Origin of the sequence: Qipengyuania xiapuensis (assembly GCF_019711395.1) — a bacterium.
Lineage (GTDB): Bacteria > Pseudomonadota > Alphaproteobacteria > Sphingomonadales > Sphingomonadaceae > Qipengyuania > Qipengyuania xiapuensis.
On sequence record NZ_JAIGNL010000001.1, the window covers coordinates 540,182 to 560,843 of the forward strand.

A 20,662-nucleotide genomic window follows, 5' to 3' on the forward strand; every position below is an offset into this window, starting at 1 on the left:
CCCATTCAGAAACCGTCTATCCGCCGCTCGCTAGGCCAGCGCGCATGATCCCGAAGTCATTCGCCGCTGCAGGACTTGCCACTGCCTCGCTCTTTGCAGCACCTCTTGCTGCACAGGCGCCGTCTTCGCAGAACGAGATCGTCGTTACCGCGCAGCGTTCGGGCGCGCCGATGTGGACCATCGATACCCCGACCGGCACGATCATCCTCGTAGGCGAGATCGCCGCGGTCCCGAAATCGACTCCGTGGCAGCCCGAGCTGCTGGAAGAAGCCAGCGCCGAAGCAAGCCGCGTCATCCTGCGCGCACCGCCGAAATTCTCGCCCGGCGATATCTTCCGGCTCATCTTCAGCGGCGGCAAGTTCACCAAGCTGCCCGATCGCAGCACCGCCGCCGATTACCTTTCGTCCGAACAGCGCGCTCGGCTGGCAGCCCTCGAGGCCGAATACGATATCGACTACGACCGCCGCAGCTTCCTGATGACATCGTTCGACCTGCTCGCGAGGCGGCTCGATTTCGATGACGACACGACCAAGGATGCGACCGACATCGTGCGCAAGGCCGCCAAGCGCGCGGACGTACCGATCACGCGGCCCGAGCGGTTTCGCGGCGAGGACCTGCTGGACGACCTCGCGGAAGCGCCGCCGGAAGACCACATCCCCTGTCTCGTCGCGGCCATGACGGCGGTCGAAGCCGGACAGGAGGTTATCAAGGCGCGCGGGGATGCCTGGCGGACCTTCGATGTCGCCGGGGTCATGAATAATCCGCTCGAGATCGCGCTCGGCACCTGCTGGCCATGGGCGGACGACAATCTCGGCGAGGAAATTCGCGACCAGTGGACCGGCATGATCGCCGACGCCTCCGCCGACACGGGAGTGACGCTCGCAGTCGTGCCGCTGCGTGTCCTTGCAGAAGACGGCGGCGTGCTCGACCAACTCGAGGCGCGCGGTTTCGAGATTTTCGGGCCCGACTGGCGCTGAGCAGCACCAGGCGCGGGCCTACCCCTCGGGCGCCGGATGGAAGGCGCGCCGCATCCACGGACGCACCGCACCGGGTTCGATCTTTTCCAGCATTTCCAACCTGCGCGCCTGCCGTATTTCGAGGCTGAGCGTCAGCAATCCCGAACGGTTCCGCTTGAAGACCCCGGGGGTCATTCCGAAGAATGCCCTGAACTCCCTGATCAGGTGCGCATCGTCGAAGAAGCGCAGCAGGATGTCTTCCTCCTGCTCGTCGGCGACACCGCACAATTGCGCCGCAAGATCGAGAATCCGCGCGCGGCGCATGACCTGCTTGGGCGTGAGGCCGAAATCCCGCTTGGTCATGCGTTCGAGCGTCCTGACCGAGATGTCGTGAGCCTCGGCAAATTCATGGATGCTCTTGTTCGGGTCGGCAAAAGCCTGGAGCTCGAATGCCTGTGACAAAGGATCCGGTGGCGGCGGATCGATCACCGCGATGCGGGTGGCAAGCCAATCCTCGATCCGTTCGAGCCACTGCTGCGGCGTAATATCCGGCGAGTAGAGGCCGGTAACCTCTTCATCGGGAATTCCGGCAGCGGCAATACCGCGGATCCGGTCGACCATGCCCGCTTCCTCCAGCCCGAAGAGCGTATGCAATGCGCCCGGGCGAAGCATTAGGCCCGCAACCTTGATGCCGCCGCAGTAGCCGAGCGGCATCGCCTTCGAGTGCTGGCCGCAAAGGAAAGTCTCGTCGCGGATGGCGAGCATGCCGTCGGCGGTCTCGACGCTCCAGTCCACGTCGACTGCGCTACGCAAGTAGGATGCATCGTTGCACAGGAGGCCGTGCAGGGTGATGTCGCCGGGCGCATGGGCAACCGCGACGATCGACCTGCCGACCCACGGTTCGAGGCGCTCGACCGGTGGCCTGTTGAAGGCCAGCGGCACGCCCTCCTCGGTGGCGCCGGTTTCGGATTCGAGACTTAGCTGTTCGTCGCTAATCGCACGTTGCCCCCAACGGACGCGACCACATGGTGATACCTAGGCCCTTGCCGGGGGAAGGGCAATCCAACTTGTGGTTTGCTCTGTGGCGACGGGAACATGTCAGCCTTTGACGGGATCGACGCCGAATTTCGCCAGGCTGCCTTCGACCTGCGCGCTCGCGGCGGTGTAGCGACGCCATTGGCCGATCGAGCTCGAATAGATCGGCGAGCGAACCTGCACCGAACTTGCGGTCGCGACGGGCTCGGCATTGCGCTGGAACTGCATGCAGGCCTCTTCCCACTCGAGCCCGCAGAAATCGAGCAGTGCCTCCGTCTTCCCGCGCTGGTCAGCCACGACATCCTCGTAGCGGATGGCCATGAACCGGTCCCGCGGGAGCGAGGCTTCGTAAGCGCTTGCCATGCGTTCGAAGCCGGCGATGAAGTGGGCGGTGTCCTCGAGGTCGTAGGAATAGCTGTAATAGCTGAAGCCCGTGGCGAAGAGCTGGCGGTAGTTCGCCATCAGCAGATCGTGCGGCGAGCGCCTGAGGCAGATCACCCTTGCGCCGGGGTTCGCGCGCAGGATCGCCGGCACGAAGAATGAATTGAAGGGCATCTTGTCGATGTAGCGCGCCTCGTCGCCCGCAAGCGCTTCCGCTCGCGCGCGGTAGGCATCGCCCACCGGGGTCAGGTCTTCTCGCGCAGCTGCGGCTTCAAGCACCTCGGCATCGAGAACCATCGGGCCCGGCGTATCGAGGAACTTCTTCAGCACGATCGCGAAATCCGACAGTTCGCCGACGGAGGTGACCTGCGAGTGCGAAGTGAGAATTCGCTCGACAAGGGTGGTCCCGCTGCGCGGCATGCCGACGATAAAGATCGGGCGCTCGTCTCCCGAAGGCGTGGAGGCAATCGGTTGCGCGTCGATCGAGGCGATCGCGGCATCGACCACTCGCCCAGCGAACTCGCGGTCGTGCCCGACCTCGGCCCGTTTCGCCTCCTTGGCCCTTTGCAGCCAGCCGAATGAGGAATCCCAGTCCTTGCGGGTTTCCTCGATCCGCGCAAGCGCATGGCCGATCAGCAGGCGCTGCTCGGTGTCGCTGCTGGCATCGAACTGCTGCGAGAGCGCCAAGAGCCACTCTTCCTCCGGGGCCTTCGCCAGTTGCGCCAACGCCAGCCATCCGCGCGCATGCGAGGGATCCTGCCGGACCAGTTCGCGAAACTGCTCTTCAGCCTCAGACAGCTCTCCGGCGAACTGCAGCGCGACGGCAAAATTGTAGCGATGGTCGGTGTTGTCTCCCGCCTGCTCCACCGCGATCCGCAGCGGGGCTACGGCTTCCTCGTGATGGCCGGTGCGCGACAGCACGACGCCGAGCTGGTTGGCGATATCCGGATCGTCGGTTCCGAGAGCGGCTGCACTCATGGCATGGCGCCGGGCCCCTTCCTGGTCCTGGCGCAGCAGCGCGATCCTCGCCTTGAGCACCTCGAGCCAGCAGTCTTTCACGCCGGCCTTTTCGAGCAGGTCGACCAGCCGCAGCGCGGCGGGCTGGTTGCCGTGTTCGATGGCGATGGCGGCCATGACGAGCGCGGCCTGGGGATTGCCCGGCTCTGCGCGCAGGAGCTCCTGCGCCGCAGCATATGCTTCCTTAAATGCGCCGGAGAACAATTTTCGTTTGGCGACGCTTATCGAGGTGTATTTATCGGTTATCGGATTGAGCTCCGGTGTAATTTGACAACGGGTTGTCACCGTTGCAGGGTTGCCGATTGCTGCGATGCAGCAAAGGGATTGCACATGTCTAGAACAGCTATGAGGGAAACAAACGACATGAAAGCTCAATTTTCACGGGGGGTCGCACGCGCGGCATTGCTGGGTTCGACTGTCATAGGTTCCACCTATGCTGCGCCCCTGATCGCTCAGGAAAGCCAGCCCGAAGCGGTCCAGACTAACGAAATCGTGGTCACGGCTACCCGCCGCGCGGAATCGGTCCAGGACATTCCCCTCAACATCGCAGCGGTGGGCGGCGAGCAGATCGAAGAGCAGGGTCTCACCGAACTTTCCGACCTCCTGCCCTTCGTCCCCGGCATCAACGTCGTCGACCGCGGCGGCCGACAGGGCAACCCGATCATCGTGCGCGGCCTCAACGTCGACGCGATCGGTTCGGGCGATGGTAACAATGACGGCGGCGGTACTGTTGCGACCTACATCGGTGAAATTCCCGTCTTCGTCGACCTCAAGCTCAATGACCTCGAGCGCGTCGAAGTCCTGCTCGGACCGCAAGGCACGCTCTATGGCGCAGGCACGCTGGGCGGCGCGATCCGCTACATCCCGGTCAAGCCGCAGTTCGGCGAGACCAGCGTCGAAGTCCGCGCCGAAGCTTCCAAATATTCCAAGGCTTCCAGTCTCAGCCACGAAACCGGGATGACGGTGAACTTCGGCCTGACCGACACCTTTGCCCTGCGCGGCTCGATCGACTGGTCGAACGATTCCGGCTTCATCGACTACGTGAACGTGGTCGACCAGGTGGGCGTCACCAATCCCGATACCGGCGCCGGTCTCAGCCGCATCAAGGATGCCGACGGTGAGGAAACCATTTCGGGTCGTATCGCTGCCCGGTGGGAACCCACGAGCTGGCTCGATTCGACGCTGACCTATTACTACCAGGAAGCCGATATCGAAGGCCGTCGGGTCTCGCACTGGCGCAGCGACGTGCCGGGCCTGCTCGACGGTAACAGCAGCGTTGGGCGCTATGAAAACGCCTTCCGCGTGCAGGAACCCAACACCATCAAGAACGACCTTCTGGCGCTCGAAGTGGTGGCGGACCTCGGTTTTGCCGAGCTGACCTCGGCGACCGGCTGGAGCCATTTCGACGATGACGGTCAGCGCGACCAGACGACGCTGCTGATCACGCTCGAATACAGCTACGAGCTGTTCCCGGCCTTCACCGCCTTCACCCGCGAACGTGGCGAGGAAGAACGGTTCAACCAGGAAATCCGTCTCGTTTCGACCGGTGACGGCCCGCTCAACTGGATCGTCGGCGGATACTACAATCGGCTCAACAATGCGGCTTTCTCGGCCGAGTTCGTGCCCGGCTACGTGCCTTACGTGAACCAGCCCGCACTTGATTTCGGGCTCACCGATCGTCCCGATGCGCTCGAGTATTTCTCGACCGGTCGCAACCGGCTGACCGAAAAGGCGGTCTTCGGCGAGATCGGGTACGAGTTCTTCGACGCGGTGACGGTCACCCTCGGCGGGCGCTACTACGACTATGACCTCAAGTCGGCCGCGACGGTCGATTTCCCGCTCTTCGAGGACCTCAGCTATACGCCGCTGACACTCGACGAGATCTCGGAACTCGCCTTCGATCCGGAGCTTGCGCAGTCGGATGACGGCTTCCTGTTCAAGGGGAATATCTCGTGGGAGGTCAATCCGGACCTGCTCGTCTACGCAACCGTCAGCGAAGGCTATCGCATCGGCGGCGTGAACGGCGTAGGCCAGTGCGAACCCTACGATCCCACCGGTGTGAACACGCAGGGCGCTTGCGCACTGGCACCGGGTCAGGAATTCGATGCCGGTAACGGACAGGTCGGTGTGTCGACCCGCGACGAACGCCAGTTCTCGCCCGACAAGACCCGAAACTATGAACTCGGGTTCAAGTCGACGCTGCTTGATGGCGACATGACGCTGAACGGTGCGATCTACTACATCGACTGGATCGATCCGCAGCTCGGCTCGGCGACGATCAACGCCAACATCCCGATCACCGTTAATGGCGGCGGTGCGGAATCGAAGGGTATCGAGCTGTCGGCAAGCTGGCGTGCGACCGACAACCTGCAGTTCCGCGGGAACTTCAGCTACATCGATTCCACGCTGACCACGCTGACGCCGGATCTCATTCGGACGATCAACCCGCCCGGCTTCGGTTCGGCGTTCGAGGATGGCCAGGACGGCGACCGTCTTCCCGGTTTCCCCGAAACGCAGTTCTCGCTCTTCGGCCTCTACGACATGCCGCTGGCGAACGGCGACAGCCTGAAGTTCAATGCCAGCTACTCCTGGCAGGGCGACGTGCTGACGCGTGCAGGCGGCAGGGGCTCGAGCCTGACGCTCGACAGCTTCGGTGTCGCCAATGCGGCGATCACCTACGAAGCCGATACCTTCTCGGCGACGCTGTTTGCGGACAATCTGTTCGACGAATTTGCCGAGACGGGCGCGATCGGAACCCGCCTCAACAACCAGGACATCTTCGATTTCGAAGGCGGTCCGGTCTATGTGCGCGGCTTCTCTACGCACATCCTGCCTCCGCGCCAGATCGGCGTGAGGTTCAAGGTGAAATTCGGCAACTGATCAGTCGTCGATCGTGAATGTCGGAGCCATCGATGTCCTCTGCGGCATCGGTGGCTCCGCTGCGTCTGGACTGGTGAAACCTAGGTCGCGAACAGCATCGCGTCGTCGGCAAAAGCCTTCATCTCCAGCGCATTGCCGCTCGGGTCGCGGAAGAACATCGTCGCCTGCTCACCCGGCTTGCCCCTGAACCGCACGGTCGGTTCGATGATGAACTCGACGCCCGCCTCGACCAGCCGGTCCCTCAGCGCCTCCCAGTCCGCCATTTTCAGCACCGCACCGAAATGCGGGATCGGGACGTCGTGCCCGTCTACCGGATTGCTCGCCCGGTCGCCTGCATCGCTGCTCAGGTGCGGGACGATCTGGTGCCCGTAGAAATCGAAGTCGATCCATTCGTCTGACGAACGGCCCTCTGCGCAACCGAGCAGGCCGCCGTAGAAGGCACGGGCCTGTTCAAGATCGTGGACGGGAAAGGCGAGGTGGAAGGGGCGCAGGCTCATGGCGCTTGTCTAGCTCCATAGGTCGCCCACGGAAAGCCGTCTCGTTCAGCCTCGACAGCGTAATCCTGAACCTCTAACCCGCGCAGTCGAAAGGTGGGTTCATGAAGATCATCATCGGCAACAAGAACTATTCGAGCTGGTCGCTGCGCGGCTGGCTGGCCGCCAAGCAATCGGGCCTCTCCTTCGAGGAAATCGTGGTCCCGCTGTTCGGAGAGAACTGGGAAGCGACCAAGCAGGGCGGCGAGATCCAGCCCAGCCACGGCAAGGTCCCGCTGCTGTGGGACGACGAGATCGTGGTGTGGGACAGCCTCGCCATGCTCGAATATCTCGCCGACAAGGTCGGTCGCGACCGCTTCTGGCCCAAGGACGACACCGCGCGCGGTATGGCGCGCTCGATGGTCGCCGAAATGCATTCCTCCTACCAGGCGCTGCGCAGCGAATGCCCGATGAACGTACGCAAGCGCTTCGACGGCTTCGAGCCTAGCGAGGCGTGCAAGGCCGACATCCTGCGTATCCTCGGCCTGTGGGCGGAGGCGCGCAGCCGCTTCGGCAGTGGCGGGCCCTACCTGTTCGGCACTTTCGGCGCGGCGGACATCTTTTTTGCCCCCGTAGTGTCACGGTTCATCAGCTACCAGATCCCGGTCCCCGGCTTTGCCGCCGCATATATGCAGGCGATCTGGGAACATGACTGGATGAAGGCGTGGATCGAAGCATCGGAAAACGAAGAATGGGTCATCGAACAATACGAAACCGTGTCCTGACGCTCGCCGCGGCGCTCCTCGCGCTGCTTCCGGTTCCCGCCCATGCCTGGGGCTTCTTTGCGCATCGCACCACCGGCGAGATCGCGCTGGAGAACGTCACGCCCGAGACGCGCGCCAAGATCGAGCGCCTGCTTCGCGCTGCGCCGCTGCTCGCGACGCCCGAATGCGATCTCGCGAGCCTCGAGGACGCGACCGTCTGGCCCGATTGCGTGCGGCGCACGCGCTGGCGCTGGGGCTATACCGCGGCATGGCACTATCGCACCGCTCCGGTTTGCGAAGCCTACAACCCGCGCAGCAACTGCTCGGGCGGCAACTGCGTGACCGCGCAGATCGAACGCAGCCAGCGGCTGCTCGCCGACGAAAGCCTGCCTGCGCATATCCGGCTCGAGGCGTTGGCCTTCATGGTCCACTTCATCGGTGATGTGCACATGCCGCTGCACTCGGGCGACCACGAGGACCGTGGTGGCAACGATATCGAGACCGACTACGGTATCGCGCCGGGGCTCAACCTGCACTGGATCTGGGACGGCCCGCTGGCCGAGCGCGCAATCACCTCTGCGCCGGTGCCCCTCGTGCGTCGCTACTCGGTGGAAGAAATCACTGATCTCGGTGGAGGCGATCCGGCTGAATGGGGCCGCGAGAGCTGGCAGACGAGCCGCGATTTCGTCTATCCGAACGCCTTCGACCGGCCTGCCTGCGAGGGCGATGACCTGCCCGACCAGACCGCGCTGACGCAGGAGGATATCGAGAGGGCAATCCCGATCTCTCGCCGCCGCGTCACGCAGGCGGGCATCCGCATGGCGCAATATCTCGAACAGGCGTTCGCGCCCGGGCCATTGCCCGAGCCGGAGCGCAACTAGAAGTCGCTGCCGTCCTTGCGGTGGAAGCCGCGTCCCTCGGTCAGGTGCATGTCGATATCGGGATAGTGGCAGTCGCTCGCCGACGGCCTGCCGACTACCACGTAGACGCATGGGCGGTCGCTGCGGTTCTGGACGACGTGCCCGTTCCCGTCGCCCTTGGGGAATGCGGCGATGTCGCCGGGGCGCATGATGGTCTCGCCGCTGTCATCGACCAGCGTTCCTTCGCCCTCCACCATCACCAGCAGCTCGTCTTCCTCCTCGTGCCAGTGGCGCTGGGCGGACCATGCACCCGGTTCGAGCACGACGTGGCTGGCGCCGAAATCCGCCAGGCCCGATGCCGGCGCCAGTCGCCTGTAATGGCGCCCCTGCACCTTGTCCGCGAACTCGGGCGGATAGCCGGTCGCATTGGTCTGGGGGATGGCATCGAGATCGAGCTTGGGCATTGGCGCACACTCCTGCTAGCGGAGGCAGCATGACCGAAGTCCTCGATCTCGCCAAGCGCCTCATCGCCGCTGAAAGCGTCACTCCCGCCACCGGCTCCGTATTCGACGAGCTGCAGGCGATGCTGGAGCCGCTCGGCTTCGAAGTCACCCGCTTCACGCGCGGCGATGGCGAAAAGGGCAGCCCCGAAGCGCCGGTAGAGAATCTCTTCGCCATCCGCCGCGGCCCGGAAGGATCGAAGCACTTCTCCTTTGCCGGACACCTCGACGTGGTGCCGCCGGGCGGTGGCTGGGCCTCGGGAGCATTCGAACCCGAAGTGCGCGGCGAGCTGCTCTATGGGCGCGGCGCGGTCGACATGAAGGGCGCGATCGCCTGCATGGTCGAGGCGGTGAAAGACGTCCCCGCCGAAGCGGGCACGATCAGCTTCATCATCACCGGTGACGAGGAAGGCCCCGCGCTCCACGGTACGCGGGCACTGATCGATTTCATGCGGGCCGAGGGCCACCAGCCCGACCTGTGCCTCGTGGGCGAACCCACCAGCGTCAATCGCCTCGGCGACATGATGAAGATCGGGCGGCGCGGCTCGGTCAATATCTGGCTCGAGGTCGAGGGCACGCAAGGCCATGTCGCCTATCCGCACCTCGCCGAAAACCCGATCCCCAAGCTCGTCGCCATGCTGGCCGAGCTCGACGCGCTGGTGCTCGACGAGGGGACCGACTGGTTCCAGCCTTCCAATCTCGAGATCACCGATCTCGAGGTCGGCAACATGGCGCACAATGTCATCCCCGCGAAGGCCGAGGCGCGCATCTCGATCCGCTTCAACGATCTGCACTCGGGCGCGTCACTGTCGGAGAAGGTCGGCGCGATCGCCGAAAAGCACGGCGGCATCGCCAAGCCGATCATTTCGGGCGAACCCTTCCTTACGCCGCCAGGCGAATTCAGCGACATCATCGCGCGCGCGGTGAAGGAGGCGACGGGAGTCGATCCCGAGCCTTCCACCACCGGCGGCACGTCGGATGCGCGCTTCCTGCGCAGCGTTTGCCCGGTGATCGAATTCGGCCTCGTCAACGCGACCATGCACAAGCGCGACGAAGCTGTGGCCATCGAGGACCTTTCCACGCTAAGCCGCATCTACACGGCGATCGCGAAAGACGCGCTGGCATAATTTACGGGACGTGAGGGGACACAAATGCTGAAGGTCTGGTTCGAAATTCCGTTGTGGCAGCGCGTGCTGACGGCACTGCTGCTCGGCGTACTGACCGGCTATGCCTGGGGTCCCGAGGCGGAAAGCATCAAGTGGATCGGCGACTTCTTCATCAAGTCGATCAAGATGCTGGTTGTCCCGCTGATCTTCTTCAGCCTCGTCGCAGGCGTCGCTGCCATCGGCGATTTGCGCAAGCTCGGCGCGGTCGGCGGGCGGGCCATGATCCTCTTCATCATCACCGGCCAGATCGCGGTCTGGCTTGGCCTTGCGCTGGGCACTTTCGTCGCTCCTGGCGCGGGCGTCGACACCAGCGCGATACAGAAAGGCGCAACCCCCGAACCCAATCCGACCACCGCGGTCGACATGATCCTCTCGATCGTGCCCGAAAGCCCGGTGCAGGTGATGGCCGACGTGGCGGTGTTGCCGCTGATTGTCTTCTCGCTGCTGATCGGTATCGGCATCCTGATGGCCGGCAAGGACGGCGAGCCGGTCCAGAAGGTCTTCGATAGCGGCGCGGTCGTTATGCAGAAGGTCACCATGGTCGTGATGGAACTGACCCCCTTCGGTGTTTTCGCGCTGATGGCCTGGGTGGCAGGCACGCTCGGCCTCGACGCGCTCATCAGCCTCGCGAAGCTGGTCGGTCTCAACTACCTCGGCTGCCTGCTGATCATCGCCTTGGTCTACGGCAGCATGATCAAGTTCCTCGCCAAGCTGCCGGTGCGCGATTTCTTCCGCGGTATCATCGACGCGATGGCGGTGAGCTATTCGACAGCCAGTTCGAACGCGACGTTGCCGGTGACGCTGCGCTGCGCAGAGCGTAACCTCGGCGTCTCGAACTCGGTCGCCAGTTTCGTGATCAGCCTCGGTGCGACGATCAACATGAACGGCACTGCGATGTATCTCGGCCTCGCCACGCTGTTCGGCGCGCAGATCTTCGGCGTCGACCTGACGATGGGCGATTACTTCCTCATCTCGATCCTCGCGACGCTGGGTGCGGTCGGTGCGGCAGGCATCCCGGGTGCGGGCCTCATCATGATGGCGCTGGTCTTCGGCGCAGTCGGCGTGCCGCTCGAAACGATCGCCTTCGTCGCCGGCGTCGACCGGATCATGGACATGATGCGCACCACGACCAACGTCAGCGGCGATGCCGCCGTGGCGACGACGGTGGCCGTGATGACGGGCGAGATCGACACGAAGGAAATGGTCTCGGCGGACGACGTCTAGGACTTTCGTTCCCTAGTCCGGGTTCGCGGGCTCGTCGGAGCCTTCGGGCGGCTCAACCGCTTCGTACACCCGTATCACCGCCGCGGCGATTTCCCCTGGCACCTCTTCCTGCAGGAAGTGACCGGCTTCGGTCTCGGTCACGTGTGCGTTCGGGAAATTTGCCTTCATGGTTGCGAGCCCCGGGCCAAGGATCGGGTCCCTCGTGCCCCAGACGATTTCCACCGGCGCATCGAGCGTGCCGATATAGTCTTCGATCATCTGCATCTCGTCGGCGCTGGGGTGGCCGGGGCTGTCTGGCACCATGCGCATCATGGCAAGTGGAGCCTTGATGTTGCCGCTTTCGGTGACCGGTCGGCCATAAAGCGCGCTCACTTCCGGCGGGATCGAGGCGGGATCGCCTTGCGCATCGGCGAGCCGGTCGAAGATCGACACCACGCGTTCGAACAGCAGTTCGCCAATGATCGGAGTCTTCGCCGTGGCGTGGGCCGACGACAGGTCGCGTTGCTCTCTCGGCGCGTTGAGCCCTGTATTCATGATCACCGCGCCCTTGAGCAGATCAGGAGACTGAGCGAGCGCGCCCATACCGACCGGGCCGCCCCAATCCTGGCCGACATAAATGACCTCTTCGAGTTGGAGCTGGTCTAGCAACGCCGAGGTCCAGCGCAGGTGGTTGTCGAGCTGGTGCTCGCTCGCCGGGACTTTGGTGGAGAAGCCCAAGCCCACCAGCGTCGGCATGATCATGCGGAAACGGTCGCGCGGCAACTCTGCAGCCACCTTGCGGTAGAGCAGCCCGTTGGTCGGATTGCCGTGCTGAAGATAGACAGGGTAGCCTTCGCCCACTTCCAGCACATGCATCTTGATGCCGGGTTCGACCTCGACGAGGTAGCTCTTGTAGTCGCGATCGATGGCCTCGGCGATATAGTCGGGCAGCGGGAAGGCCTCGAAGGTAACGCCTGAGACCGTCACGGTGCCGCCGCCTTCCGGCGTGATCGTTTCGCCGTCGCGCGTGATGAAGAATGCACCGATGGCCAGCAATATGGCGAGGATCCCCACGCCCCACAGCAGCTTCCGCTTCATCACAGGCTCCTATCTTCTCGATTGCATCGTCAGGCTTGTGGCCCCTTCGTGATCTTCCGATCCCTCAACTAACCGCACGCCGATAGAGGTGCCAGGTCGCGTGGCCCAGAACGGGCAGGACCACGAACAGGCCAAGGAAGAAGGGCAGGATAGCCGCGAAAAGCGCCAGTGCGATGACAAGGGCCCAAAGCAGCAGCACTCCGAAATTCGCGCTGAGCGTCTTGAAGCTGGTGATGATGGCGGTGATGAAGTCCACGTCGCGGTCGACCAGCATGGGCAGGCTCATCAGGGTGATGGCGTAAAACACGAATGCGATCACCGCACCCACCGCGCCGCCGATGGCCAGCATGGTGAGCCCCATCTGCGAAGTCAGGAAGGCCATGCCTTCGCCAAGTCCGGCGGCCGACGCAAAGATCGCAAAGATCGTGTGCGCGATGATCACCCAGAAGCTGAAGCCGACAAAGATGATCCCGCCCATCAGCAGCAACTGCTCGTCGCCGCGCCCGCGCAGCGCGCCCAGGATCGTGCCCCAACTGGTCGGCAAGTCCCGCTCGAGCCTGCGGCTGACTTCATAGAGGCCGACGGCGGCGAAGGGCGCGAAGAGCGGGAAACCGGCGACAGAGGCGATCAGCCAGCGCGTCTCGCCGCGCACCATCAGCAGGTAATAGAGCCCCGCGCCGACCAGCACGTAGAAGGAGGCGAAGAAGAAACCGTACTGCGGGCGGGCGAGGAAATCGCGCCATCCCTTGCGCACCGCATCCATGAGATCGCCGGTGGTCAGGTCCCTAGCGACCCCAATCCCGGTTCCGTTCGCACTAGTCCCCAAAGTCTCTCTCCCTCGCTTGCAGACTGCCGCGAGGGGAGACGCTGTTCAAGGGGCGACCGCTCACCGACCTTTCGGTTTCTCCAGCACCTTTTTGCGAAAACTGCACAGGTCGGTGACCTTGCACCGCCAGCACTCGGGCGTGCGGGCCTTGCAGACATAGCGGCCATGCAGGATCAGCCAGTGATGCGCGCCGAGCCGGAAGGGCTGGGGGACACGTTTTTCAAGCTTTGCCTCGACCTGTTCGGGCGTCTTACCCTTGGCGAGACCGGTGCGGTTTCCGACGCGCAGGATATGGGTGTCGACCGCGAAGGTCTCCTGCCCGAACCAGCAATTGAGAACCACATTGGCGGTCTTGCGGCCGACACCGGGAAGACGGACGAGATCCTCGCGCGTGTCAGGCACCTCGCCGCCATATTCATCGACCAGCAACTGGCTCAGCAGGATCACGTTCTTGGCCTTGGAATTGAACAGGCCGATCGTCTTGATGTGTTCCTTGAGGCCCTCTTCGCCCAGTTCGAGCATCTGCTCGGGCGTCTCGACTTCCCGGAACAGCGCGCGCGTGGCCTTGTTCACGCCCACATCGGTCGCCTGCGCGGACAGCGCCACAGCCACCACGAGCTGGTAGCAATTGCCGTATTCCAGCTCGGTCTCGGGCGAGGGATTGTCCTCGGCGAGCCGCCGGAAGAACTCGAAAATCTGGTCCTTGGTCATGCGGGTGCGATCAGCCGATCTCTTCGATTTCTGCAAGCGCCTTGGCCACCGCTTCGCGCCTGCGCTGCATTGCGTCGGAGAAGGCGGCGGCGAAGATGCCGGTCGGCAGCGCCACCAGGAGCACGCCCCCGACCGCGACGAGCGAGCCGATGAGCTTGCCGGCGGTGGTGATGGGATAGGCATCGCCGTAGCCGACGGTGGTCAGCGTGATCACCGCCCACCAGAGCGCGCGCGGAATGCTGCCGAAATTGTCGGGCTGTAGATGGCCCTCGAGCCAGTAGAGACCGCTCGCACCGACCAGCAGCAGGCTGAAGGCCAGCGCTGCGCAGACGAGGAGATCGTAGCTGCGCTCACGCAATGCGCCGAGGATTTCGCGCATGGCAGCGGAGAAGTGGCCGAGCTTTGCGAGCGCAAATACGCGCAGCAGTCGCAGGAGCCGCAAGGCTGCCGCATTGGCGATGAAGAAGGGCGCGAGACTGACGATGACGACGGCAAGGTCGACCAAGCCGATCGGCGAACGGATGAAGCGCCACCTCTTTACCCAGTCCGAACCCTCTCCCGGCATTTCCGGCGCGGCGTAGATGCGGGCAAGATATTCGGCGAGGAAGAACACGCCGAAAGCGATTTCCGCCCAGAGGATTTCCTGGCGGTACCGGTCAAGGATCTCCGGTTCTGTCGAGATCACCCCGACGACGACAGCTGCGAGAATCACCCAGATCAGAAGAACGTTCATCCCCGTCAGCTTGCCGTCGGGCCACGAGCCGATGGTGATCTGGTGGTGGAGATATTCGCGCAGCTTCATGGCGTCAGATCCCGAGAACCTCTTCCATCGTATAGCGTCCCGGCTCGCGCCCTTTCAGCCATTCAGCCGCCCGGACTGCGCCGCGCGCGAAGATCTCGCGGTTCTCGGCGCTGTGCGAGAGCGTGAGGCGTTCCTGCTCGCCGGCGAGGATCACGCTGTGTTCGCCGGCCACGGTTCCGCCGCGCAGGGCCGCGAAGCCGATTGCGCCGCGATCGCGCGGGCCGGTCTGGCCGTCGCGCCCGCTTTCCGAATTGTCGTCGAGGTCGATCCCGCGCGCGCCGGCCGCAGCTTCTCCGAGAAGGAGTGCCGTTCCCGAAGGCGCATCAACCTTGCGGCGGTGGTGCATCTCGACGATCTCGATGTCCCAGTCCTCGCCCAGACGCGATGCCGCCTCGCGCACGAGATGGGCCAGCAGCGTGACGCCGAGCGAGGTATTGCCGGTCTGCAACACGGGCACTGCGCGCGCCGCCTGATCGATCGCATCGTGATGCTTCGGTTCGAGCCCGGTCGTGCCGATCACGATCGGGATGCCGGCCCCGATCGCCGCATGCAGGTTCGCCTGCAGGGCTGCGGGCGCCGAGAAGTCGACCAGCACGTCGCTGACATCGGCAAGGTTGCCCACGTCGTCGCCCTTGTCCGCGCCGCCTGCGTAGTCGTGGCCCGAAGCCTCGATCACACGCCGCAAGGCTTCGCCCATTGCGCCCTTGCTGCCGATGACGCCGATATTTGCCATTGCCCCTCCTAAGCTTCCCGTGGTTCATGGCTGGTATGAGTGAGCCGCGCAACATCGTCGTCCTGACCGGGGCCGGAATTTCCGCAGAGAGCGGCATCGATACCTTCCGCGATGCGGGCGGATTGTGGGAGCAGCACCGGGTCGAGGACGTCGCCACGCCGGAAGGCTTCGCGCGCGATCCGGAACTGGTGCAGCGCTTCTACGATGCGCGGCGCGAGGCGGTGCAGAGGGTTTCGCCCAATCCCGCGCACGAGGCATTGGCTAAGCTCGATGCCGAGTGGGAGGGCGAACTCCTGATCGTCACGCAGAACGTCGACGACCTGCACGAGCGCGCGGGCGCCAGGCGCGTGCTCCATATGCATGGCGAATTGCTGAGCGCATTATGCGCACGCTGCGAAGCACGGCACAGCTGGAGCGAAACGCTGCTGGACCAGCCAGCCTGCCCGGGCTGCGGCGCGCAGGCGCTGAGGCCCGACGTCGTCTGGTTCGGCGAGATGCCCTACCAGATGGAGCGCATCTACGCCCATCTTCGCAGGGCGGACCTGTTCGTGAGCATCGGCACCTCGGGGGCGGTCTATCCCGCGGCCGGCTTCGTGCGCGATGCACGCGAGCTGGGCGCAAGGACGCTCGAGCTCAACCTCGAGCGCAGCGAAGGCTCCTACTGGTTCAACGAATCGCGCCAAGGCCGCGCCAGCGAGTTGGTGCCGGAGTGGGTGAAGGAGATTCTCACACCATCAGTTTGATGGCGGTGTGTAAACGACGATATCCCGTTCAAAGAGTGTTTCGCCGTACCAGATGCGGAGGGCCGGATACTGATCGCCCTGCTCGGCGTCGCGTGTCACCAGTTCGGCCGAGGTGTTCTCAAGTGCGCAAGACAATGCCTTTCTTTCGGCGGGTGTCTTGGCCAGGAATTCGCGACCGATATTGAAATCATGGAAGCCGTGCATCGTCCGCCACTCTAGTTCGCCAATGCCGTGTTCGCCGGCGCATCGATGGAGGTCTTTCGTGAATGCGGAGGCGTGATCCGGCCGGACCGGTAAGTAGCCTAGAGTGATCAGGATGAGGCCTGCGAGCAATACAAGGAAGAAGGTGTGCGGCTTGTCGGAGGGCTCGTACCCCATCGTCAGCTACCACACCCCTTGCACGCCGGATCCTTCGCAATCGTGAATTGCCGCATGCCGGGCTTCATCCCGTCGAGCAGGTTCACGCGGCTCCATTGGGCATCGCCATAGGCGCTCACGCCGTCGAGCAGCACGCGCACCGCGTGGAGCGCGGCGAAGCTGCCGACCCAGCCCGCCATCGCGCCGAGCATGCCGTCTTCTGCGCAGGTGTCGCAGTCCTCGGCATCGAAGGCATCGCCGACGAAGCAGCGATAGCAGGCCTCATCCGGCAAGTGTCCGGCGAAGGCGCCGACCTGCCCCTGGAAGCGCCCGACCGCGGCCGAGAGCAGCGGCACGCCCGCTTTCACGCATGCGTCGGACACGGCGAGGCGGGTGGCGAAATTGTCGGTCCCGTCGAGCACGAGGTCGGCGCCCTCGACCAATGTCACGGCGCGCTCGGCATCGATCCGCCGGTCGCTGATCTCGACGTCCAGTTCGGGATCGAACAGCTTGACCCAGCGCTTGGCCGAGATCGCCTTGCCGTGGCCGATGTCGCGCTCGTTATAAAGCGTCTGGCGCTGGAGATTGCTCGCATCGACCTTGTCGTCGTCGACCAGCGTCAGCTTCCCGATCCCCGCGGCAGCAAGGTACTGGAGGGCAGGGCTGCCGATACCTCCGAGGCCCACCAGCACGAGGTGCTTGCCGGCGAGCGCGACCTGGCCCGCGCCGCCTACTTCGGGCAGCACGATATGGCGCGCGAAACGGTCGAGGCGATCGGGAGAAAGGCTCACTCCGATGGCTCCGGGGCGCGTTCCTTGCGGAAGCCGTGCATCCCGTTCCACCATTGAAGCGCGATGACACCGCCCTTGGAAGGCTGGAGCAGGCCGAGCAGCATGACCAAGGCCAGCGGGATGATGATGGCCAGCAATGCCGTGGCCGAGAGCGCAAAGCCCGTCACCAGTGCGATGATGACCGGGGCGAGCAGGTGCCCGGTGACGAAGATGCCGATGTAGGCGGGCAGGTCGTCGGCACGCTGTCCCGAAATGTCGAGCCGGCAATGCGCGCAGCTGTCGACCGGCTTCAGCCATTTGCGGAACAGGCTGCCTTCGCCGCACCGCGGGCAGCGCCCCAGCACGCCACGCCATAGGCACGCCATCAGCGTGGCGGGCAGCTCGTAGCGGGCTTCCCGGTTGTCGGCTGTGTCGGTGGACAGGCTCATGGAAAGCCTGTTGGCAGCTTGTTCGGAAACTGTCGACAGGCCTCTGCGATAGACCTGCCCGACAGCACTCTCCCCTTTTGTATGGCGAACCGAAGGGCTGTGAGAATTTTGGGTATTAGCTTTCGAGCTGGCGCAGGAGGCTGCGCACGTCGCCATCCATGTCGGCGTCCCGCTGGCGCAGGTCCTCGATCAGGCGCACGGCGTGGATCACCGTCGAGTGATCGCGGCCACCGAACTTGCGACCGATTTCGGGATAGCTGCGCGGGGTGAGGACCTTCGACAGGTACATCGCCACCTGGCGCGGACGAACCACGGCGCGTGCACGGCGCTTGCTCGACATCTCGCTGCGGTCGATCCGGTAGAACTGGCACACGGTGCGCTGGATCTCGTCGATCGTGATCCGGCGACGGTTGGCCGACAGGATATCGGTGAGCTGTTCTTCGGCGAGCTGGAGCGAGACTTCCTGTCCCGTCAGCTGCGCATAGGCGATCAGCTTGTTGAGGCCGCCGACCAGTTCACGAACGTTGCGCGTGATGGTGCGGGCGAGGAATTCGATCACGTCTTCGGGCACGGCGAGCGGCGCGAACTTGGTGAGCTTGGAGTGCAGGATCTTCTTGCGAAGCTCGATGTCGGCCGGCTGGATGTCGGCGACGAGGCCCATCGACAGGCGGCTGAGAAGACGCGGCTCGACACCGTCGAGTGCCTGCGGTGCGCGATCGGCGGCGAAGACCAGTCGCTTGCCCTCGGCGAGCAGCGCATCGATCGTGTAAAGGAGTTCTTCCTGCGCCGATGCCTTGCCGATGATGAACTGGATGTCGTCGACGAGCAGCAGGTCGAAGCTGCGTAGGCGGGCCTTGAACTCGATCATCCGGTTGGCCTTCAGGGCCTGGACGAACTCGACCATGAAACGCTCTGCGCTGCAGTAGAAAATGCGGCTGCGACTGTGGGTCTGCAGGAATGTGTGGCCGATGGCGTGCAGCAGGTGCGTCTTGCCCTGGCCGGTAGCGGCCTTGAGGTAGAGCGGGCTGAACTGCGGCTTCTCGGTCGCGGCCATGCGCTGCGCCGCGTTGAAGGCGAGGATGTTCGCTTCGCCGGTGATGAAGGCTGCGAAGGTCAGCGAGGCGTCGAGGCCGACAGAGGAGGTGAATCCGGAATCGCCGAGCGTATCGGCGCCGATCGCCATCATCGAAGTGTCGGCATCGTTGGCCGGGCGGCGGCCGTCGTTGTGCAGCTGCAGGTCGGCGACCTGGCGGCGACCCGGGTGGACCGAGATGGCGACCTTGCGCACTTCGCTGCGGGCGATCTTCCATGCGAGGCTCAGCCGGTCGGCGAAGCGGTCCTTGACCCAGTTCGCGCTGAATTCGGTCGGAAGGTAGAGGTCGAGCGTGCCGGTATCGGAATCAATCTTGCCGAGCTGGATCGGCTTGATCCACTGGCTGTGCAATTGGTGACCCAGATCTTTTCGGAGACCCTGGCTGATGTCGGCCCAATCCGCTGCCAGGTTTACGGCCTCCAAGTCTTCCATGTCGTCTGTCGCCTTCCGCTTGCCAGCGAACTCACCCGCTTTTGCCATTACTTTGTTATCCCCCGAGCAGCCCGTCCAAGAGCTATCTGTTCTAGTCTTCCATCCAGGTGTTTCGGCACGGCTCCGCCGCTCCGCGGAATCGTTGCTCCGCGGGTACCCCCCATGATGGCCATCGATTTAAAAAACCCGGGCTGTCCCCCCCGAGCGTTCCCATTGTGTAAGTCGCCCTGTGGATGAGTCGCAAGGGGGATAACTGTAAAAAACCTGAAATAAACTTGTTGACTCCCCGCAATGCCGCAGAGCTTCGTTCATCTACCTGTTTTTAAAGGAAAAGAGCCCTCCGCACGATGCGAATCGCGGGAATTGCGTCACTTAGCTGAGAGGGCAACCGGTGTTGCATCCCGATGTGCGCTTGCAGCATGACAAAGGGGCCGTCGCTTGGCGCGACGACCCCTTCGAATCTCGTCCCGATCCGGCCGGAGCCGGCGGCGAATCAGAGCGCTGCGACGCGCTTCGTGAGACGGCTCAGTTTGCGAGCGGCAGTGTTCTTGTGCATCACGCCGCGGGCAACACCGCGAGCCATTTCGGGCTGGGCTGCCTTGAGTGCGGTCTGGGCGGCGTCCTTGTCGCCGGCTTCACAGGCCGTCTCGACCTTCTTCACGAAACCGCGGATGCGGCTCATGCGCGCGCCATTGATCTCTGCGCGGCGGTTGTTGCGACGAATGCGCTTCTTGGCTTGCGGCGTGTTGGCCATGTGTGTCCTCGGTGCAGGCCGCACGAAAGAGCGGCGAAAATCTGTGTCTGGTCGTGTCGAAAAAGGCGGATGTACCGCCGGAAAGCGGCGCACTTAGCCCCGGACTTGCGAATCGTCAAGCCAAAGCCGGAACCGTGCATCCCGCATCCTGTTTGCCTATATGGGTAGGTGTAGGGCACCCGACAAGCGAAAGGATGCGTTTTGACCGAGAAGCTCGCCATGACCGACGCCGAATGGCGCGAGAAGCTCACTCCCGAGCAGTACCATATCCTGCGGGAGAAAGGGACCGAGAGAGCCTTCACCGGCAAGTACGACAAGAACAAGGCCGAGGGCGAGTATCACTGTGCGGCCTGCGGCCAGCTCCTGTTCGAAAGCAGCGAGAAGTACGACAGCGGTTGCGGCTGGCCGAGCTTCACTGCGCCTGCCGACGGGGAATCGGTCGACGAGCATCGCGACACGAGCCACGGCATGATCCGCACCGAGGTCGTGTGCTCCAAATGCGACGGTCACCTGGGCCATGTCTTTCCAGATGGTCCGGGCGAAACGGGCCTGCGCTATTGCATCAACTCCGCAGCGCTCGACTTCGAACCGGAAGACTGAGGCTGCGCGCGCCGTATTCTCTTGTGCGTTCACCTGCTGTTACGTCTCGCCATGCAAGG

22 protein-coding genes are annotated in these 20,662 nt (G+C 63.9%); 8 read left to right on the forward strand and 14 right to left on the reverse strand.

Annotated elements, in window-relative coordinates; genetic code table 11:
* Nucleotides 1-44: 44 nt before the first annotated feature.
* Nucleotides 45-977: a TraB/GumN family protein gene (locus K3163_RS02680; protein WP_247712440.1), complete on the forward strand. Its 933-nt coding sequence runs from the start codon at nucleotides 45-47 to the stop codon at nucleotides 975-977.
* Nucleotides 978-995: 18 nt separating this feature from the next.
* Here K3163_RS02680 and K3163_RS02685 read toward each other — a convergent pair whose 3' ends face one another.
* On the reverse strand, nucleotides 996-1,898 hold the full coding sequence (locus K3163_RS02685) for a helix-turn-helix domain-containing protein (protein WP_221551926.1): 903 nt from the start codon (nucleotides 1,896-1,898) through the stop codon (nucleotides 996-998).
* 156 nt (nucleotides 1,899-2,054) lie between these two features.
* Nucleotides 2,055-3,674: a tetratricopeptide repeat-containing sulfotransferase family protein gene (locus tag K3163_RS13610; protein WP_221551928.1), complete on the reverse strand. Its 1,620-nt coding sequence runs from the start codon at nucleotides 3,672-3,674 to the stop codon at nucleotides 2,055-2,057.
* Between the two features lie 78 nt (nucleotides 3,675-3,752).
* Between K3163_RS13610 and K3163_RS02695 the strand changes: the two genes are divergently transcribed.
* Nucleotides 3,753-6,269 carry a TonB-dependent receptor gene (locus K3163_RS02695; RefSeq protein WP_221551929.1) on the forward strand — a complete coding sequence of 839 codons (2,517 nt, stop codon included), beginning with the start codon at nucleotides 3,753-3,755 and terminating at the stop codon, nucleotides 6,267-6,269.
* An 80-nt stretch (nucleotides 6,270-6,349) separates the two neighbouring features.
* Here the strand turns inward: K3163_RS02695 and K3163_RS02700 are convergent, their stop codons facing one another.
* Nucleotides 6,350-6,766 (reverse strand): VOC family protein, encoded by a 417-nt coding sequence (locus K3163_RS02700; RefSeq protein WP_221551938.1) that lies wholly within the window; start codon nucleotides 6,764-6,766, stop codon nucleotides 6,350-6,352.
* Between the two features lie 101 nt (nucleotides 6,767-6,867).
* On the opposite strand from K3163_RS02700, the gene K3163_RS02705 reads away from it, so the two are divergent.
* Nucleotides 6,868-7,527 carry a glutathione S-transferase family protein gene (locus tag K3163_RS02705; RefSeq protein ID WP_221429324.1) on the forward strand — a complete coding sequence of 220 codons (660 nt, stop codon included), beginning with the start codon at nucleotides 6,868-6,870 and terminating at the stop codon, nucleotides 7,525-7,527.
* On the forward strand, nucleotides 7,494-8,387 hold the full coding sequence (locus K3163_RS02710; protein ID WP_221551940.1) for a S1/P1 nuclease: 894 nt from the start codon (nucleotides 7,494-7,496) through the stop codon (nucleotides 8,385-8,387). Before K3163_RS02705 ends, K3163_RS02710 begins: the two co-directional genes overlap by 34 nt.
* Here K3163_RS02710 and K3163_RS02715 read toward each other — a convergent pair.
* A complete protein-coding gene (locus K3163_RS02715) occupies nucleotides 8,384-8,830 on the reverse strand; it encodes a cupin domain-containing protein (RefSeq protein WP_221429322.1) in 447 nt (148 codons plus the stop codon). The two genes, K3163_RS02710 and K3163_RS02715, sit on opposite strands and share 4 nt — an antisense overlap.
* A 29-nt stretch (nucleotides 8,831-8,859) precedes the next feature.
* Here K3163_RS02715 and dapE point away from each other — a divergent pair, with 29 nt between their 5' ends.
* Complete coding sequence (dapE, locus tag K3163_RS02720; RefSeq protein WP_221551966.1) at nucleotides 8,860-9,993, forward strand: succinyl-diaminopimelate desuccinylase; 1,134 nt, start codon at nucleotides 8,860-8,862, stop codon at nucleotides 9,991-9,993.
* 24 nt (nucleotides 9,994-10,017) lie between these two features.
* A complete protein-coding gene (locus K3163_RS02725) occupies nucleotides 10,018-11,256 on the forward strand; it encodes a dicarboxylate/amino acid:cation symporter (RefSeq protein WP_221551974.1) in 1,239 nt (412 codons plus the stop codon).
* A gap of 12 nt (nucleotides 11,257-11,268) precedes the next feature.
* Here K3163_RS02725 and K3163_RS02730 read toward each other — a convergent pair whose 3' ends face one another.
* From K3163_RS02730 to dapB, 5 genes are all read right to left on the reverse strand, one after another.
* On the reverse strand, nucleotides 11,269-12,333 hold the full coding sequence (locus K3163_RS02730) for an alpha/beta fold hydrolase (protein ID WP_221551983.1): 1,065 nt from the start codon (nucleotides 12,331-12,333) through the stop codon (nucleotides 11,269-11,271).
* 64 nt (nucleotides 12,334-12,397) lie between these two features.
* On the reverse strand, nucleotides 12,398-13,159 hold the full coding sequence (locus K3163_RS02735) for a DUF2189 domain-containing protein (RefSeq protein ID WP_247712441.1): 762 nt from the start codon (nucleotides 13,157-13,159) through the stop codon (nucleotides 12,398-12,400).
* Between the two features lie 60 nt (nucleotides 13,160-13,219).
* Nucleotides 13,220-13,870 carry an endonuclease III gene (gene nth, locus K3163_RS02740; RefSeq protein ID WP_221551985.1) on the reverse strand — a complete coding sequence of 217 codons (651 nt, stop codon included), beginning with the start codon at nucleotides 13,868-13,870 and terminating at the stop codon, nucleotides 13,220-13,222.
* A 10-nt stretch (nucleotides 13,871-13,880) separates the two neighbouring features.
* Nucleotides 13,881-14,672, reverse strand: coding sequence for an ion transporter (locus K3163_RS02745; RefSeq protein WP_221429317.1), 792 nt, complete (start codon nucleotides 14,670-14,672; stop codon nucleotides 13,881-13,883).
* A gap of 4 nt (nucleotides 14,673-14,676) precedes the next feature.
* A complete protein-coding gene (gene dapB, locus K3163_RS02750) occupies nucleotides 14,677-15,405 on the reverse strand; it encodes a 4-hydroxy-tetrahydrodipicolinate reductase (RefSeq protein ID WP_221429316.1) in 729 nt (242 codons plus the stop codon).
* A gap of 35 nt (nucleotides 15,406-15,440) precedes the next feature.
* Between dapB and K3163_RS02755 the strand changes: the two genes are divergently transcribed.
* Nucleotides 15,441-16,148 carry an NAD-dependent deacylase gene (locus K3163_RS02755; RefSeq protein ID WP_221551987.1) on the forward strand — a complete coding sequence of 236 codons (708 nt, stop codon included), beginning with the start codon at nucleotides 15,441-15,443 and terminating at the stop codon, nucleotides 16,146-16,148.
* Here the strand turns inward: K3163_RS02755 and K3163_RS02760 are convergent.
* From K3163_RS02760 to rpsT, 5 genes are all read right to left on the reverse strand, one after another.
* The gene (locus K3163_RS02760; RefSeq protein ID WP_221551998.1) at nucleotides 16,140-16,526 is read right to left on the reverse strand and encodes a hypothetical protein; all 387 of its coding nucleotides are present in this window, start codon (nucleotides 16,524-16,526) and stop codon (nucleotides 16,140-16,142) included. The genes K3163_RS02755 and K3163_RS02760 overlap by 9 nt on opposite strands.
* A gap of 2 nt (nucleotides 16,527-16,528) precedes the next feature.
* On the reverse strand, nucleotides 16,529-17,296 hold the full coding sequence (locus K3163_RS02765) for a HesA/MoeB/ThiF family protein (protein ID WP_221552000.1): 768 nt from the start codon (nucleotides 17,294-17,296) through the stop codon (nucleotides 16,529-16,531).
* On the reverse strand, nucleotides 17,293-17,724 hold the full coding sequence (locus tag K3163_RS02770) for a DUF983 domain-containing protein (protein WP_221552002.1): 432 nt from the start codon (nucleotides 17,722-17,724) through the stop codon (nucleotides 17,293-17,295). Before K3163_RS02770 ends, K3163_RS02765 begins: the two co-directional genes overlap by 4 nt.
* A gap of 115 nt (nucleotides 17,725-17,839) precedes the next feature.
* Nucleotides 17,840-19,297 (reverse strand): chromosomal replication initiator protein DnaA, encoded by a 1,458-nt coding sequence (dnaA, locus tag K3163_RS02775; RefSeq protein ID WP_221429311.1) that lies wholly within the window; start codon nucleotides 19,295-19,297, stop codon nucleotides 17,840-17,842.
* 445 nt (nucleotides 19,298-19,742) lie between these two features.
* A complete protein-coding gene (gene rpsT / locus K3163_RS02780) occupies nucleotides 19,743-20,003 on the reverse strand; it encodes a 30S ribosomal protein S20 (RefSeq protein ID WP_221429310.1) in 261 nt (86 codons plus the stop codon).
* 219 nt (nucleotides 20,004-20,222) lie between these two features.
* On the opposite strand from rpsT, the gene msrB reads away from it, so the two are divergent.
* Nucleotides 20,223-20,603, forward strand: a complete 381-nt coding sequence (gene msrB, locus K3163_RS02785; RefSeq protein WP_409996145.1) for a peptide-methionine (R)-S-oxide reductase MsrB — start codon at nucleotides 20,223-20,225, stop codon at nucleotides 20,601-20,603.
* The last annotated feature ends 59 nt before the right edge of the window (nucleotides 20,604-20,662 follow it).